This window comes from Catonella morbi ATCC 51271, assembly GCF_000160035.2.
GTDB classification, from domain to species: domain Bacteria; phylum Bacillota; class Clostridia; order Lachnospirales; family Lachnospiraceae; genus Catonella; species Catonella morbi.
Window position 1 is genome coordinate 510070 of the sequence record NZ_KI535367.1, and the last position, 15484, is coordinate 525553.

Genomic DNA, 15484 nt, shown 5'->3' on the forward strand with positions numbered 1-15484 from the left:
ATACAAATAAGAGGATTAAAATGTTGCAGATGAAAATAAATTTTTTATAAATATTCATTTAATGGGATTTTTAAGGATATTATGAAAAATTCATCTTTATCAATTATTGCATCTATAGAATCAATATATTCCGCTCTATCAATAATCACTATTTTACTGTAATCAAGTCCTGACCTATGCAGTTTAGCTCTTTCTGTAGAAATAAAATGATATGCATATTTATGTGTGATTTCACTTCGATAAGGTATACAGATAAAATAATCATAATGTGATTGAAAAAGCAGGCAATTGTATGCTCTTTGGTTTTTCTTAAGAATTTCAGTATAAGGCGGATTGGGGTAAGCACTATAAAATGCATTAGTAAGTTTTAATATCTGATAGTCATTTTCCGGAAGATTCATCAAATAGTTCTCCTTAGATATAAATAAGAAATAAACGAGAGGCTTTGATACCTCTCGTTAAAGACTTCATCACTCGGTCAGTTTTTATTTTACCGTCCTGTCAGAACCGTCACAGGACTCATCACTCGGTCAGTTTTTATTTTACCGTCCTGTCATAACCGTCACAGGACTCATCTTTGATGAAGAAGAACATCTCTGTTCTTACCTTTATTATATCATAGAATCTATTAAATTCAATATTATTTTAACTACATCACTATTGTATTTAATTTAATTTTCTCAGTTGCCAAAATATATTTTCCTTATCAACTTCCCTTATCTAACCTTTTTAATTATTTTCTTCTTTTAAGTTTATTTTCCGGTTCTGTTTCTCATTCGGCTTTACTTAATGCGGCAGCTGTATATTAATAGATACGCTTCTTCCGGAAATTTTATCCGGCGGAAGAAATCCTCTTTCCATCCAATCCTCTTCAGAGGGACCGTAATGCCAGATTACATAGTTTTTATTACAGGTAATCTTTAGCCTTGTTCCGTACAAAATGAAATAAAAATATCTGATATACCTTATCTCGCGTATTTCATTCAGTGGAACAATATTTAAGTTTCCATCCCAGTTAATTAAAAATTTTCGGGTAAATACATAACCTACCTGTCTTTCTTTTATACTGTCAATCTTTGCCATCTCCTTACCTGACAGGGAGTCATATATTTCTCTTAGCATATCCAGATTATGTCTGCTTGAAAAATAGACTTTAATACTTATGAAAACCGGTATTACAATTACCGGCAAAAACGCAAGCTGCATTGGCCTCTGATTAAACATCATCAGTACTGCCTCTTTGGTCAGCACTCCTTTGGTCGCAATAGGAATAAAAACCACCAGTACCAAAATATAGAGAGCAGGAATTAATAAAGGCAGGCAGATTCTCCTTATGCTTAGTCTCCGGTACATCTGTATAAATGCATATTTTTCTGCTTCATCTTTAAGTATTTTATTTTCCTGATTTCCCAGATATGAAAGACACAACTGTCTTATATTGGCATAAACCTTCTTTATATTTACCAATATGAATACAGGTATCAATATAAGGAAAATCAATTCTTCTACACCCGTAGAAATACCGCTGATTCTTCTTTGCAACAACTTCCCAAACACAATCAAAAGAGCTCCAAATATAAGCACATTCCAAATAACCAGGCACCAAAGAGAAAATTTATTATTCTTATCCCGATTTTCTTTATCCACAACTTATCTCCTTTTTTATTCATAATATAGCACACCTTTTTAGTTTCATCAAATTAACATAAGGCTTGATTTCATTCAATGTATAACTATTCAATCCATTTTTGGTTAATTTCTCTATTACACCCCAATTATTCACGCCATAGGTCACAGACCTCTTATTTCACATAGTAAAGTAGGATAAGATATTTCGTGAATAATTGGGGTTACATTAATTTTTTATATATGCTATAATCTTGAACACGATTTTAATGGGAGGTTATATGAGCACAAAAGAAAATAAAATGGGTACCATGCCCGTAAAGAAACTTATAATAAATATGTCCCTGCCTATGATAATATCTATGATGGTACAGGCTCTCTATAACGTAGTGGACAGTATCTTTGTGGCTAAACTTTCCGAAAATGCACTGACCGCTGTAACCTTGGTTTTTCCTATGCAAAACCTTATGATAGCCCTTGCTGCCGGAACCGGTGTAGGCTTCAATGTTTTACTTTCTCAGGGATTGGGTGCAAAAAATCTCGAAAAGTCAGATTCTGCAGCTAATAACGGCATTTTCCTTGTTTTAGTAAATACAATTATTTTCATATTAATAGGCTTGTTTGCAGCAGCCCCTTTTATACACAGCCAGACAAGCGATGCTTCCATACAGGCTGACGGAATAGCTTATTTACAGATAATCTGCTTCCTTTCTGCCGGAGCATTTATGCAGATTACCATGGAACGACTGCTTCAGGCTACAGGGCGTACTCTGCTTAGTATGGTCAGTCAGATAACCGGTGCAGTTACCAACATTATCCTTGATCCAATAATGATATTCGGACTCTTTGGTTTTCCAAAAATGGGAGTTGCGGGTGCAGCCTTAGCTACTGTAATAGGCCAGTTTTTGGGTGCGTCTGTGGGTACTTTTCTGAATCTTAAATATAATAAGGAAATCCATATTTCCTTAAAGCGTATTATTAAACCTCGTTTGCATACTATAAAACCGATATATTTTATAGCTATCCCAAGTATTTTAATGATGTCCATAGGCTCTATTATGACCTATGCCATGAATGTCATACTTATTGCATTTTCAACCACTGCTACCGCTGTATTCGGAGTATACTTTAAGCTCCAGTCCTTCTTCTTTATGCCTGTATTCGGGCTTAATAACGGACTTATACCGGTACTTTCATTTAACTTCGGAGCCAAGAATAAAAAGAGGATAGACGAATCCCTGCGTTTTGCACTAAGCCTTGCCTTCGTAATAATGTTAATCGGAACTATAACCTTCGAGCTTATTCCCGGAACTCTCCTTGATCTGTTCAATGCTTCCGATGATATGAAGGGTATGGGAATAACAGCACTCCGTACAATAGCTGTCCACTTCCCGCTTGCGGCTGTCGGCATAGTATTAAGTTCTGTTTTCCAGGCCTTCGGACAAAGCATATACTCACTGATAGTATCTGTTATGAGACAGCTTGTAGTTCTTATTCCTGCTGCCTGGCTGCTTGCTCAGACAGGGACTGTAAATAATGTATGGTGGGCATTCTTAATTGCAGAGGTAATTTCACTTATTACTTCCATTTTCTTCTTTAAGAAAGTATATAGGAAGATGATAAAACCGTTTGCAGAAAAATATTCGTAATAGGCTCATTTTCTCAAAATGGCTATTAACAAATATTTTTTTGTATGCGAAAAGATAATAAAAACAATCCCACAATCAACATATTATAAAAAACTATGCCGGTTGTGGGATTTTCCTTTGTTTTTCTATACTTCAAGCTTTATATCAGCACTTTCAAGCCCTCTGTAAACTTCATCCATAAAGCCTTTTTCATTATTTATTTGTGGAAGATTCAGCTTCGCATTATAATCACGTTCATTGCCTTTTCTAAGAAACCCCGTCTTTAAGTCCTCTTCCGAAAGTTTATAACAGGCTTTATCATAAGTAAAATTCTCAGGTTTTACAAGATATGAACCTGCGGTCACATCCCAGTTACAGAAAGCTTTGATGCCAAATTTCTTTTCGTTCCTCTCAAACCAATAATTTGTCTTATCTATGATATACTTCCCTGTCTTGTCACCCTCCTTAATAAGCCTTTCCCTAAATTCCTCTACTCCGACAATTACCTTCAGACAATTATTTCCCGTAGCAATACTTATAGGTACTCCAGATGTAAGAACCTTGTAAGAAGCCTTATAATCAACGGAGAAATTCAATTCATTTATTGTTAAATCATTCACAACCAGAGGCGATGTTATTCCACCCATAAGTGTAACGGACTTTACCTTCCTAAAAGCAGCCTCATCCTTTACAAAAGCACCTGCCAGGTTTGTAAGTGAGCCTGTTGCAAGTATATGTACATCCTCAACTGAGTTCAAGGTATCTACTATGAAATCAGTGGCTGCATTATCATAATCTTCCGGAGTAAGACCGCCTTTATATACTCTTATATCCGCCCTTCCAATTTCTTTAAGAAAATTTATGGTATTCTCATACACTCTTTCAGTTTCATTGTTTCCAAAACAATTTGTAATTCCCAAAACTTCTACATCTTTACAGCCTAAAAGATATAAAAGAGTTAAGCCGTCATCCACATCACAGCCTTCAATACCTATGGTATTGTCACAGTCAAATATTATTTTTTTCATATCATCCCTCCAAAAGTATAAAATCATTATTTTTCTTACTTACAAGTCCTGCCTCATCACCGGGCTTAACGTCCAACCTTATAAAATCTCCGTAAGGAAGCCTTGCTTTATACTCTTTATTACCTGCTTCAAATATCAGCTCAGTAATTTCTCCTCTGAATGCGGTCTGCCTTAATTTCACCTTCATCCCCATTTTGCCTGATTTATCCACAGTCAGTTCACTTGGGCGAAGTAAAAGCTTGTACTCTCCATCTTTTTTATCTGTATTAAAATTAATTATATCAGAACTGAAAGCCCCGGCATCTACTCTACCTTCAAACAGATTTACATCACCTAACATAGCTGCAATTCTGCTGTCATCAGGAAAGTTGTACAGCTTTGCAGGTGTGTCAAAAGCCAGTATCCTGCCTTCTTCCATCAGTGCAAGCCTGTCTGAAAGCTCCATAGCCTCTTCTTTATCATGGGTTATCATCACTGTCGTTATCCCGTTTTCCTTATGAAGCCTTCTTACAAGCTCTCCCATTTCCTTTCTTAAATCCTCATCAAGACTTGCAAAAGGCTCATCTAAGAGTAAAAGCTTCGGCTCAGCTCCTAAAGCCCTAGCAAGTGCCACACGCTGCATCTGCCCACCTGAAAGCCTGCTGACCTTTCTTTTCTCATATCCTGATAATCTCACCTGCTCCAAGAGCTTCTTTACTTTTTCTTTAATCAATACCTTGTCAAGCTTTTTTAGTTTCATCGCAAAGGCAATATTATCCTCTACATTCATATGAGGAAACAGTCTTAAGTCCTGAAACACTATCACAGTCTGACGTTTTTCAGGCGGAAGCTTAGCCACATTTTCATCAAAAATACTTATATCTCCGCTATCTGTATCTAAGAGCCCTGCTATACTCTTAATGAGAGTAGTTTTGCCACAGCCGCTTTTACCAAGTACAGACACAAATTCTCCGCTGTTTATACTAAGATTAACATCTTTAAGTATATGATTTTTCCCATAACTTACATTCAACCCATTTATTATTAAACTCATAACCCACCTACCTGTGATACTCTATTTCTGCATTTTTTAGGAAAAGCTTAGCAAGTCTGTCAAACCCTGCAAATATTACTATGGTAACAATCATAAATACCAGACTGTATATACTTGCAAAGTTTCTCTCTCCACCCTGAATATAAGGCACCATAATAACTGCGAATGTATTTACATTCCCCCCGCCTATTAAAAGAGTCAAAAAGTATTGGCTGAAAGAAATAAGATATGCCATAGTAAAGGCTGATAGTATAACCGGTACCAGATTTGGAAGGCTGACTCTAAAAAACGCTTTTACCGGTGAACAGCCTAATACCCTCGCCTGTTCCTCAAGCTTTAACGAAAGTGCTCTTGTACCCTCTTCTATCAGTCTGGTTGCATAGGGTGCAGAGTAAATTACATGGCAGAGAATAACTCCCCAGATATTACCTGCAAGTCCTATCCTAAGCAGAGACACCTGTATTCCCATAGCAAACACTGTGGTAGGCACAAGGAAGGGAAACATTACCAAAAAGCTTACCAGGCCTTTAAGCTTAAACTCATAAAAGCTTAAAGCTCTGGAAGTCATAATTCCAATAACAACAGAAATTCCTGCCACAGTTAGAGAAATCACTATACTGAGAGCAAAGGTTTTCATTAATTCTGAATTCATTCTGATAAGGCTGTTTACCGCCCTTAATGAAAATGTCTGCGGAATAAGTGAAGGCCAGGTAAATCTTTCCGTAAATACCCACAAAAATAGTGTGAGAGTAGGAAGTATTATTATTAGTGAAAAAATCATCAAGATTATCTTTCCAAAAACATTATTTCTTTTCATTCACCGCTCCATATCTCTCACTGCTTTTTTTCATCAATCTGAAGTAAATGATGGCAGCAAAAACTGATATCATTGTAAGTATCCCATTGTAGGCCATAGCATAAGGACGAAGCCTGAGATCAGGCTTTTGAAATTCTATATAACTAAGTATCGGCAGAGCCTTTGGCAATGTTGCCCCTAAAATTTGCGGTAACTCATAGGCTCCGAGTGCATACACAAAAATGATAAGAAAGGCGCTCAAAATATTACCTATGCATAGTGGCAGGCTAACCTTTAAAAATGCTGTAAGTCTGCTCGCTCCAAGATTAACTGCTGCCTCTCCAAGATTACTGCTGATTGCAGCCATAAGGGTTATTACAAAATAAATGACAAAAGGGGCTTCTTTCCACATATAGGCAAGTATTACCCCCACCCCTCCGGCGTCATTTATAAGGAGAGGAAAATCACTCTGATCTTTAATTATGTTAAGGTGGAATAAAACTCTGGCTAAAAGTCCGTTTTGCGACATTACATTTACAATCATAAGTGCAACTATGGTATGCGGAACTATTATCGGGAGTTTCACAATAGCATTAATAATCCCGTTTCTCTTTGAATTTATAAGAACATAGCACATAAATATTCCTATAAGTATAGATAAAACGGCGGATACTCCGGCTATCTTAAAACTATACATGAATGCCTGTAAGCTTACCTCTCTTCCAAGTATTTCCTTATAATAATCAAGTGTCGGTGTATATAAGTTAAAAATCGGAATTACCCCAAGACTTTGAGTAATTCCGATTACTATTCCGGTAATAAATACTGTTCCGAGTATAAGCTGAGGCACCAAAAGTAAATATGGTGTCAGTTTTTTCATTATTTTCCTACCACTTCTTCATTCCAAATCTCTTCGATAATAGGAACAAGACCTGCAGGCATTTCAGGAAGTCTCTTTGAAAGCAGTTCAGCCTGGCTGATTACTCCCTTACCGATATCTACACTGTCAAAAGCCTTCTTCTGTTCATCATTAAGCTTGTCATAATGAACTACAGGAATTGTTCTAAGTGTCTTATATCTGTCAGCCTGAACTTCAGGATCCATCATTTCATTGATAGCTACCTGTGCTCCTGCACTGTTTGCTGAGTTAGCAGCTATGGCTATGTAGTTGGTATTTCCGATAGTTCCCTTGTCAAACTGGAAGGTTCTGGTTGTATCTGTAAATGTGCCGTTTTCAATATTGGTAGCTACACCAAAGGCTGAGTAGCTCATTCCCATTACAAGCTCACCATCTGCAAACATCTTGGTAACTGCAGGGTTATCAGATGGGAAGGTCTTTCCCTCCTGCCATAAATATGGGTTAAGCTTTCTAAGATACTCCAAAGCCGGCTCAATAGCTGCCTTCACAGTTTCCTTATCTGCCTTCATATCTGCAAACTGCTCATAACCTACTATATCATAGATTACATTTCTTACAAAAGCTGAAGCTGTAAAGTCAGGAAGGGCTGCATAAGTAACTTTTCCCTTGTATTTTTTTGCAAATTCAAGAAGTTCATCTGTATTCTTAGGAGTTTCCTCTGTAACTTTGCTGTCATTAAAGAATACAAGCTGTGCCTTTCCATAAGGTGCCTCATAACCCTCAATAGGGAAGGCAAAATCATTGTAAGTCTCCTTATCATCTTTGTTAATATAAGCTTCAAAATTAGGGAGTGTTTCAGCAAATGGACCGAAAAGCATATTGTTTTCTTTGGTTGTCTTGAAATTTTCTCCGTTTATCCAAATCATATCAATATCGCCGTCTTTTTTACCTGCCTGCAGCTCACCTGAAAGCTGGCTGAGTATCTTGTCGATATCCATAGGAACTCTCTTTAAGGTAATATCATACTTTTCTTTTAATCTCTTTGCGTAGTAATCATCAAGCCAGGCATTTAACTTGTCATCTCCGCCCCATCCATAGAAGCTTACTTCTGTACCTTTTGCTGCCTCTACAAGCTTGTCAAAATCACTTCCTGCTGTCTGTGAAGCAGAAGCTGACATGTTTGATGCATAACTCTTTGTAGAAGCTACACTTGCAGTACTGCTCTTTGCAGAAGTGCTTGTCTTGCTCGATGTAGCATCATTCTTACTTCCACAGGCTGTAAGTGAAGCAACCATTGCGAGTGATAAAATACCTGCCAACAATTTCTTTTTCATTTAATTCTCCTTTTTCTTTACATAGTAATCATATTGTTTAAGTCGCCATTATCTTACATATTTATCCAATTAAAGTCAAATAGATAAAGCCAATAAATAAAATTTTTATAGCATTTTTACTATTTATCATTTTCAAATAAAGCTTCTACCTGTTTCAGAAATTTATCATCTAAATATGCATCCAACTTCACCCTAGTACTTTCATTCATCAGGTCTTTATCCGCCTCTTTGTACTGTACATAAGCCATGGCGCACCAGCTTAAGCCCCTAAGGCAGTTTATTTTAATAAAAGCAAGACCGGTTTCCTTTATTCCCTTAGTATCAAAGTATAGAGAAGCCTTACTTATATAATTTTCAATAAATCCTTCTATTTCATCCCTGGTTAATATAATGTCAGTTTTCCAGAAAGTACTTGTCGGTGCCAGAAAATGTCCGATATCCTGTGCGGGAAAGCCAAGCACTGCCTTTTCCCAGTCTATAAGATAGTTCTTACCATCCTCATTTATCAGAAAATTAGTTGAGTTAAGCTCTGTGTTTATCAGACATTTATATAATCCGTTAAAACTATCTTTCCGGTTCTCTGACATTTCATGCCCCTTATCAAGCAGTTTTCTTATTCTGTTCGCTACCTCTTCATCGGCATAACTACTTTGTGTGTAGTGCTTAAACATTTCCTCACATTCATCCAGTACAAAGTTAAATCCTGCTCCTGCCTCTATAAGGCCTGTGTTTTCAGGCAAACTCTGTCTGTGTATGTCTACCAGTATGTCTGCTGCCTTGTATAAGTCATTTGTATAATCAAGTGCAACTCCCGGTAAATACTCCATTACAAGAATGCCTTTATCAAGGTATTTTTTACTTCCATCCACATAATAAAGCTTTGGTGTTCTGCCTGAATTTTGAAGCAGTTTCAATGTATTAGCCTCGTATTCAATCTGATTATCAAGATGCATCTGTGAGCCCTGATTTATCCTTAATACAAGCTTCTTGCCTGTAACAGGATGGGTAAAGCTCAGGTTCACATTGTATTCTCCTGCTGCAAGCATTCTGTACTCTTCTTCTATAACTTCAGGAAGTCCAAGTCCCTCCCTGTACTCCCTGCTTTTTATAAGCGGTTCAATATACTTAATATAATCCATCTTACCTCACATCCTTATACATAGCTGAAATTATCTCTATATCAACACCTTTTCTGTATTTAGCCCTAAGCCGATTCATTTTCCACATAAGCTTCAGCTTTCTTACAGGTCCTCCCTTAAATCTCCTTGCACTGGTATAGATTCTGTGCTTTGCCATACCAAGTTTTATACCTTTTTCTTTCAGAGTAAGGGATAGCTGGTAATCCTCCATTATAGGCAGGTCCGGGTACATTCCTATTTCCATAAACAAATCTTTTTCAATAATTATACCCTGGTCACCGAACATTACCTTTCTGTCAAACACCCTGTGGTTGCTTATATATCTGCAAATAAACATAAGAGGAGAAAGGCTTTTAAAAGCTATTCCAAAACAGCCAGCCCTGTACTTCTCCATCAAATCAAGGATTTCTTCCAGTGGGTTAGGCGGCAGTATGCTGTCGCAGTGTAAGAAAAATAAAATATCAGCTTCCACACTTTCCGCTCCCAGATTCATCTGATTGTTCCTGCCTTTTTTAGAATGAAGCAGTCTATATTTGGAAGTATCAATAAGTTCAACTGTCTTATCAGTGCTTCCTCCGTCTACAAAGACAATCTTACATCTTCCTCTGAGGTTTTCAAGCTGTTTTTGGAGGCTTACCACTGTTTCCTCTTCATTGTAGGTTGGAATAATTATCCCTATCTTTTTATTTTCTTTTAAAAATCTTGCAGTATGAGTTTTTCTAAAATTCTCATCAGTACGCATTACTTCATAATAAGCTTTAATATCCTCTTTTGTATCTATATCTCTGTGAACCCTGCCTACTCCGAGACTTAATCCCAAGCCCCCTATCTTTGCCGCAGTTTTTTCAAATACATTATTACCGCCGTAGCCTTCTATATCAAAGATAGTTTTATCAGCCTTTTTCATTCCGACCAGATAATAGCCTCCGTCTTCGGTTGGAAATAATACAATATCCTTATCAATAAGTAGCTTAAAAGACTTTTCTACATCAGTAGAAGATAACTCAGGTATATCAGTACCGCTAAGGCTTACCATTTCGGCTCCGTCTGATAAAACCTCAAAAATTGCATTGTACATCTTATCTCCAAGGCTCTCACCGGTTTGCTTTCTGTATTCGGCTTTCTCTCCGAAAATATTCTTAAGTATGCTTAAGTCTCCCTCAGGGAGATAGTAAATATATGTCTTTATCGAAGTATCCAGTTTTTCTATAGTTTCTGCCATATCGTAAAGCATGGCAGTATGAAGTCCCACGCACTGCTTTCCGGTATAATAAGGCAGGAGGCGGGTTTTAGTTTTATTTTCCACAGGTATTCTTGTAAATACAATAAAAGCCTTCATAAAATCTGCCTCCTTCCCACATAAATTTTCAGAATTAATTCAAATTATTCACTCCATAGGTCATAGTTCTCTTATTTTGATAGTGCAGCAGGATAAACAGCTCTAAGTCTGTGACTATGGGGTGATATTTCACAAGATATTTCACGAATAATCCGGTTAAATCATAGGTGCTGTATCTTCTTCATTAAGGCAAAAATCTTACTTAAATTTAGTCTTTGCCCTGTTTGTCCAGGAATGCTTGTAATCAGCTGTCTCTCCTGTTCCAAGTATATGAGACAGAAAGTGATCCATACTGCATCCCCTGCCGGAAAGAGTGCCTGCACAGGTACCGCAATAGCTGATAAGTCCTTCATGCCCCTGTTCTTTCAATTTCTTAGGCATATCATCAGCCAGCTCTCTTTCTTTAACTATGGCACAACCGCCCATTCCACAGCACTGTATGCCCTTTACAAAGTTCATTTCTTCACTTAAAAACGGTTTCAGGTATTCCATCCATTTTTTATTTTCTCTGTCGGGACAGGGCAGGAAAATATCTGAATTTACATTTATCTTATTGCCAAGTCCAAGTTCAGCAAGCTTTTCATATATAACTGTAATCTTCACATTTAATCTGTCACCAAAGTGATAAAAACAGTTCGGACAAAGTAAGATTAGCTCCTCTATTCCATGCTTTGTAAAATAATCATTTATTCTGTCAATTATCTTATTCTCTTCTTTTACCAGACCAAGCTCGGCTATAGGCTTGCCACAACAGTCATAGACTGTATCTATATCCGCCCTGTCCTTTAGGAGCTTTGAAAGGTAAGCCATAGTCTTAGGAAAGTATGAAGGAAAGTTACAACCCGGAAAAAGCAGACTTTTTGACTTCCCGCTTCTATAATTTCTAAATATATAATTCTTTTTCTCTAAAAGCAATGCCCCATAGCCCTTCTGCTTCAAGCCGTACTTTCCTTCATTAACCTCATCCGTCCTCATATCAAGGATAATCTGTCTCCCGTCTATATCCTTCGGACAGACTCTTGTACATTCGCCACAGAGGAAACAACTGTATTTCAGTTCTCTAAGTCTGTCAACATCCCCTATGGTAATTCCGTATTTAGTCAAAAATGAGCAGTGCTTTGTGCATAAATGGCAGTTTATACATTTACTTGCATCAGTATGCTTAATTTTACCCATTTCTTTACCTTCCTTTCAATAAATTTATTCTACCTTTGTAGTATCAACCCCGGTTTCCGGCATTTCTTTATCCACTACAAACTTTCTAAACAGATAAGCCGTAAGAAAAACTACCACAGCGAGAGCTATGGCTATACCTATATAAAGCACTCTGTTTTTACTGTCTGCAAAGCCTGCTGTTCCGACCGTATACATAGCCGTACCCGGAAGGATGAAAATAAAGGTAAATATCGAATAGGTAGAAAGCTTTATATCGGTAATTCCATAGGCAAAGTTCTGCAAGTTAAATGGAAATAAGGGTACAAGCCTGGTTATCATAAGCACGAAAATACCGTTCTTCTTCATATCATCAAACAGATATTTCTTAAGATACTTATTCTTCATGGCCATAGGTTTAATCTGGTCTCTAAGGAAGAATCTGCCTGCTATAAAAGCCACCATAGCACCAATGCTTGCTGCCAAGGTACAAAGTACGGTTCCCCAAAATGCTCCGAATAATATACCCGCAGCTATGGCAAAGCTTACTCCGGGGAGGGCAAGAAGCACACTTCCTGCCACAGTTGCCACTACATAGATAATGGCTGCCCATAAGAAATTGTCCTCAACCACACTCTTTAATTCCATAAGTTTATCCATTTTAAGATAAGAGGACAGTCCCAGAAAATGGTTTGCAATTACAACAGCAATTATTATCAGAGCAAATATTATTATCTTTTTTGTAGATTTATTTAACTTCATTTCTTCTCCTTAAAATTATTACCAGAATTATAATAAGTAAAATCCCCGCCACTATATAAACTATACTGTTTAAATAATAGTCCCTGGCTTTTTCTCTGTCAAAAGCAACTATGTAGAATAATGAAAACGCATTTATAACACAGGCTATATCAGCAGAAATTTTACTTGGCAGACTTCCTCTTAAATTCTTAAATGTAAGAATTATCAAAGTTATGGTTATTACTGATATAATAATTATAAGTATTATAAACAATATTTTCCCCTTGCCAAAACCACCGAGCCTGTCATCTATCTTTCCGTTAAAATGGACCATGTATCTCGCCATACCCATTTTGGCTTTTGTAAAATAGTGTAATACATATGTTCCTGCCAGTAATAATGCAGTCATAAAGTATAACACTATTAAAATTATTTTTTTCATCTTAATACCTTTCATCTAAGCAATTATAAAAATGCCATATTCACACAAGAACATAGACTTAGTTACAAAAGCCTATGTTCCTTTGAATTAAATTTATTTATTTCTTAGCCTTATCCGTACTGAGATCCTTAACCTTTACTTCCTTGTAGTCTGCACTGCCGGGTGCACCAAGCTGAACAGGATTCTCACCGTCCTTCTGCCACTGGAACCAGCCGCCATCGTACACACTTACATTCTTAATACCGTTTTCATACTCAATAAGGAAAGGAATTGCAGCTCTCCAACCGGTACCACAGTAGTAAGATGTCTCATTCTCTGTTGAAGCTCCTGACTCTTTAAGATATTCGTTAAGCTTATCAAGACCAACTACTGTACCATCTTCATTATTATAAGAACCATCATCTGTGTCATGTCCCCAGATTGCTCCAAGAGGTTCACCGGCTCTGTCGATATATCCATAACCTGAAGTCTTGCCCTCAAACTCGTCTCTTGAACGAATACTTACAAGCTTGAAATTCTTATCATTCTTAAGTTTATCCTTAACCTGGTCAATACTTAAGATATATTCAGGATGTGCAGGAATTGTTACACCAAAATCTTTATCTGTAGCCTTAGGCTCATTAACTGTAGTCTCAAGCTCATAGCCCGCATTCTTCCATGCATCTATACCGCCACTTAAGTTCTTTACATTCTCAACACCTGCCCAAAGCAAGGTCATGGCAACCCTGTCATCGGCAGCAATTACAGGTGTATTACCATAAGTAATAACTGTTGTATCCTTTGTAATACCATATTTCTTCATAAGCTCTGTTATTTCCTCAGGTGTACGGATATTCCACATTTCCTCAGATTCTACATAATCTGTATTCATGTGAAGAGCACCCGGAATATGACCATCTGTATAAGCCTTATCATCAGCTACTTCACCCCAGCCGGCTTCAAGGATAACAAAGTCCTTGCTTTCTTCCTGTTTGCCGTCAATTACTGACTTAACCCATTCAGGGCTTACAAATACCTTTGTTTTCTCTACAGGTGCAACTTCTGCTGTCTCGCTCACCTTACTTGTGGCACTTGATGACTGTGAACCTGTAACTATCTGGCTTACCTGACTTGCAGGTACTGACTCTGATTTAACTGCAGATGACTTGGTTACATTCTGTCCTGAACCGCCGCAAGCTGTAAGCAAGCCTACAGCTACTGCTAAACTTAGCATTGATACTACTGACTTTTTCATTTTTCTCTCCTTAATGATTATTTATCCCAAATTGAGATTTATTACATGATGCAATCCTATATCATATTTGCGGACATATTTTTTAAGTTTACACTTACAGACTTAAATATTCAAATAGATTTTACCTATATATCATATTATTTATACCAAATTACAATGAACAATCTTATATTTTCTACTGGTATTTAAATTAAAATATGATATAATCCACTAATTGAACAGGCTTTAATAAATAAGGCCATTTAATCTATTAAAATCATTAAAAATGGAGGGAATCAGAATGAAAACAAAGAAAACTTTAGTGACTGCAATACTTTGTGCAACTATTTTGTTGACAGCAGGTTGTGGCGGACAGGCTTCTACAACAAAGAGTACCGGTAGCGCCGCTGCTTCAAGTAAGGCTACAAGTGCTGCAACAAGCACCGCTTCTAATACTGCTGCTGATGCAGTTGATGGAGTATCTCTTACTAACCCTATCAAGGTTGACAAGGAAGCTAAAACAATTACTGTATTATGCAGCATAAACGGACAGTACTTAACACAGCCAACCAGACATGCTTCAATATTTAAGGATGGTGGATTCGGTACAAAATCTATCTTCACTGCTTACGGTAAGCCACTTGATTTCTATGACGCACTTATTGAAATTGGTGCTAAAGAAGGCGGAAATATGACAGCAGATAATAAGGAAACCACACATGTTGAGGGTGATCCTATCAAGTGTGAAGTTACCTGGAATGGTGCAGGAAAGTACTATGACTTCAACGAAGTAATTATCGACAGTAACAAGAAACCTATTGAAATGAGATTTGGTGGAAACCGCAAGGCTTCGGAAGCTAAGAACACAGGTTGTTTATCCTGTCTTGATTCCTGTCCTGTTGGTATCATTTCCAATACTACTTATACATACGGTGCCGTAGAGACCAGAGGTGAAGTCGGATTTACAGGAAATGCCGAAATCCTTCCTGATGACGGAACTTATGTAGCTGTTAGATATACACTTATGAAGTAATTTATATAACGATACAAGGCTAAAAGTATGAGTAATTAGCTATTTTCAAAAAAATGAGCGAATTACGAATATTTTTGCAGGGATTGCATGAAGCGTAGCTGTAGCAATCCTGTATCAGTGG

The 15484-nt window shown here is 37.2% G+C and carries 15 protein-coding genes; 2 read left to right on the plus strand and 13 right to left on the minus strand.

Annotated features, from left to right (window positions below):
• Nucleotides 1-44: 44 nt before the first annotated feature.
• Together tenpIN and GCWU000282_RS05915 are read right to left on the minus strand one after the other, a co-directional pair.
• Nucleotides 45-401, minus strand: coding sequence for a type III toxin-antitoxin system TenpIN family toxin (tenpIN, locus tag GCWU000282_RS05910; protein WP_023354126.1), 357 nt, complete (start codon nt 399-401; stop codon nt 45-47).
• Between the two features lie 385 nt (nt 402-786).
• Nucleotides 787-1647, minus strand: coding sequence for a hypothetical protein (locus tag GCWU000282_RS05915; RefSeq protein WP_023354127.1), 861 nt, complete (start codon nt 1645-1647; stop codon nt 787-789).
• 260 nt (nt 1648-1907) lie between these two features.
• Between GCWU000282_RS05915 and GCWU000282_RS05920 the strand changes: the two genes are divergently transcribed.
• Complete coding sequence (locus tag GCWU000282_RS05920) at nt 1908-3275, plus strand: MATE family efflux transporter (protein WP_035039639.1); 1368 nt, start codon at nt 1908-1910, stop codon at nt 3273-3275.
• Nucleotides 3276-3400: 125 nt separating this feature from the next.
• Here GCWU000282_RS05920 and GCWU000282_RS05925 read toward each other — a convergent pair whose 3' ends face one another.
• From GCWU000282_RS05925 to GCWU000282_RS05975, 11 genes are all read right to left on the minus strand, one after another.
• Nucleotides 3401-4282, minus strand: a complete 882-nt coding sequence (locus GCWU000282_RS05925; RefSeq protein ID WP_035039641.1) for a nucleoside hydrolase — start codon at nt 4280-4282, stop codon at nt 3401-3403.
• Between the two features lies 1 nt (nt 4283).
• Complete coding sequence (locus tag GCWU000282_RS05930; protein ID WP_023354131.1) at nt 4284-5315, minus strand: ABC transporter ATP-binding protein; 1032 nt, start codon at nt 5313-5315, stop codon at nt 4284-4286.
• A 7-nt stretch (nt 5316-5322) separates the two neighbouring features.
• Nucleotides 5323-6132, minus strand: a complete 810-nt coding sequence (locus GCWU000282_RS05935; RefSeq protein WP_023354132.1) for an ABC transporter permease — start codon at nt 6130-6132, stop codon at nt 5323-5325.
• Nucleotides 6119-6994, minus strand: a complete 876-nt coding sequence (locus GCWU000282_RS05940) for an ABC transporter permease (protein WP_035039643.1) — start codon at nt 6992-6994, stop codon at nt 6119-6121. Before GCWU000282_RS05940 ends, GCWU000282_RS05935 begins: the two co-directional genes overlap by 14 nt.
• The gene (locus GCWU000282_RS05945) at nt 6991-8304 is read right to left on the minus strand and encodes an ABC transporter substrate-binding protein (protein ID WP_023354134.1); all 1314 of its coding nucleotides are present in this window, start codon (nt 8302-8304) and stop codon (nt 6991-6993) included. The genes GCWU000282_RS05940 and GCWU000282_RS05945 overlap by 4 nt, the downstream gene beginning before the upstream one ends.
• Nucleotides 8305-8423: 119 nt before the next feature.
• Complete coding sequence (locus GCWU000282_RS05950) at nt 8424-9443, minus strand: aminoglycoside phosphotransferase family protein (protein ID WP_023354135.1); 1020 nt, start codon at nt 9441-9443, stop codon at nt 8424-8426.
• 1 nt (nt 9444) lies between these two features.
• Nucleotides 9445-10782, minus strand: a complete 1338-nt coding sequence (locus tag GCWU000282_RS05955) for a TIGR04283 family arsenosugar biosynthesis glycosyltransferase (protein WP_023354136.1) — start codon at nt 10780-10782, stop codon at nt 9445-9447.
• 198 nt (nt 10783-10980) lie between these two features.
• A complete protein-coding gene (locus GCWU000282_RS05960) occupies nt 10981-11958 on the minus strand; it encodes a (Fe-S)-binding protein (protein WP_023354137.1) in 978 nt (325 codons plus the stop codon).
• Nucleotides 11959-11982: 24 nt separating this feature from the next.
• Nucleotides 11983-12696, minus strand: a complete 714-nt coding sequence (locus GCWU000282_RS05965) for a TVP38/TMEM64 family protein (RefSeq protein ID WP_023354138.1) — start codon at nt 12694-12696, stop codon at nt 11983-11985.
• Entirely contained in the window at nt 12683-13117 is a 435-nt protein-coding gene (locus GCWU000282_RS05970) for a hypothetical protein (protein WP_035039648.1), read from the minus strand. Before GCWU000282_RS05970 ends, GCWU000282_RS05965 begins: the two co-directional genes overlap by 14 nt.
• 97 nt (nt 13118-13214) lie before the next feature.
• Nucleotides 13215-14351, minus strand: a complete 1137-nt coding sequence (locus GCWU000282_RS05975) for a sulfurtransferase (protein WP_023354140.1) — start codon at nt 14349-14351, stop codon at nt 13215-13217.
• Nucleotides 14352-14631: 280 nt separating this feature from the next.
• Between GCWU000282_RS05975 and GCWU000282_RS05980 the strand changes: the two genes are divergently transcribed.
• Nucleotides 14632-15363, plus strand: a complete 732-nt coding sequence (locus GCWU000282_RS05980) for a YdjY domain-containing protein (protein ID WP_035039650.1) — start codon at nt 14632-14634, stop codon at nt 15361-15363.
• Nucleotides 15364-15484: the final 121 nt, after the last annotated feature.

Excerpts from the sequence above, each read along its gene's own strand:
- tenpIN (WP_023354126.1), bottom strand. The coding sequence starts at position 401 with ATGAATCTTCCGGAAAATGACTATCAGATATTAAAACTTACTAATGCA.
- GCWU000282_RS05920 (WP_035039639.1), top strand. The coding sequence starts at position 1,908 with ATGAGCACAAAAGAAAATAAAATGGGTACCATGCCCGTAAAGAAACTT.
- GCWU000282_RS05925 (WP_035039641.1), bottom strand. The coding sequence starts at position 4,282 with ATGAAAAAAATAATATTTGACTGTGACAATACCATAGGTATTGAAGGC.
- GCWU000282_RS05930 (WP_023354131.1), bottom strand. The coding sequence starts at position 5,315 with ATGAGTTTAATAATAAATGGGTTGAATGTAAGTTATGGGAAAAATCAT.
- GCWU000282_RS05935 (WP_023354132.1), bottom strand. The coding sequence starts at position 6,132 with ATGAAAAGAAATAATGTTTTTGGAAAGATAATCTTGATGATTTTTTCA.
- GCWU000282_RS05945 (WP_023354134.1), bottom strand. The coding sequence starts at position 8,304 with ATGAAAAAGAAATTGTTGGCAGGTATTTTATCACTCGCAATGGTTGCT.
- GCWU000282_RS05950 (WP_023354135.1), bottom strand. The coding sequence starts at position 9,443 with ATGGATTATATTAAGTATATTGAACCGCTTATAAAAAGCAGGGAGTAC.
- GCWU000282_RS05955 (WP_023354136.1), bottom strand. The coding sequence starts at position 10,782 with ATGAAGGCTTTTATTGTATTTACAAGAATACCTGTGGAAAATAAAACT.
- GCWU000282_RS05960 (WP_023354137.1), bottom strand. The coding sequence starts at position 11,958 with ATGGGTAAAATTAAGCATACTGATGCAAGTAAATGTATAAACTGCCAT.
- GCWU000282_RS05965 (WP_023354138.1), bottom strand. The coding sequence starts at position 12,696 with ATGAAGTTAAATAAATCTACAAAAAAGATAATAATATTTGCTCTGATA.
- GCWU000282_RS05970 (WP_035039648.1), bottom strand. The coding sequence starts at position 13,117 with ATGAAAAAAATAATTTTAATAGTGTTATACTTTATGACTGCATTATTA.
- GCWU000282_RS05975 (WP_023354140.1), bottom strand. The coding sequence starts at position 14,351 with ATGAAAAAGTCAGTAGTATCAATGCTAAGTTTAGCAGTAGCTGTAGGC.
- GCWU000282_RS05980 (WP_035039650.1), top strand. The coding sequence starts at position 14,632 with ATGAAAACAAAGAAAACTTTAGTGACTGCAATACTTTGTGCAACTATT.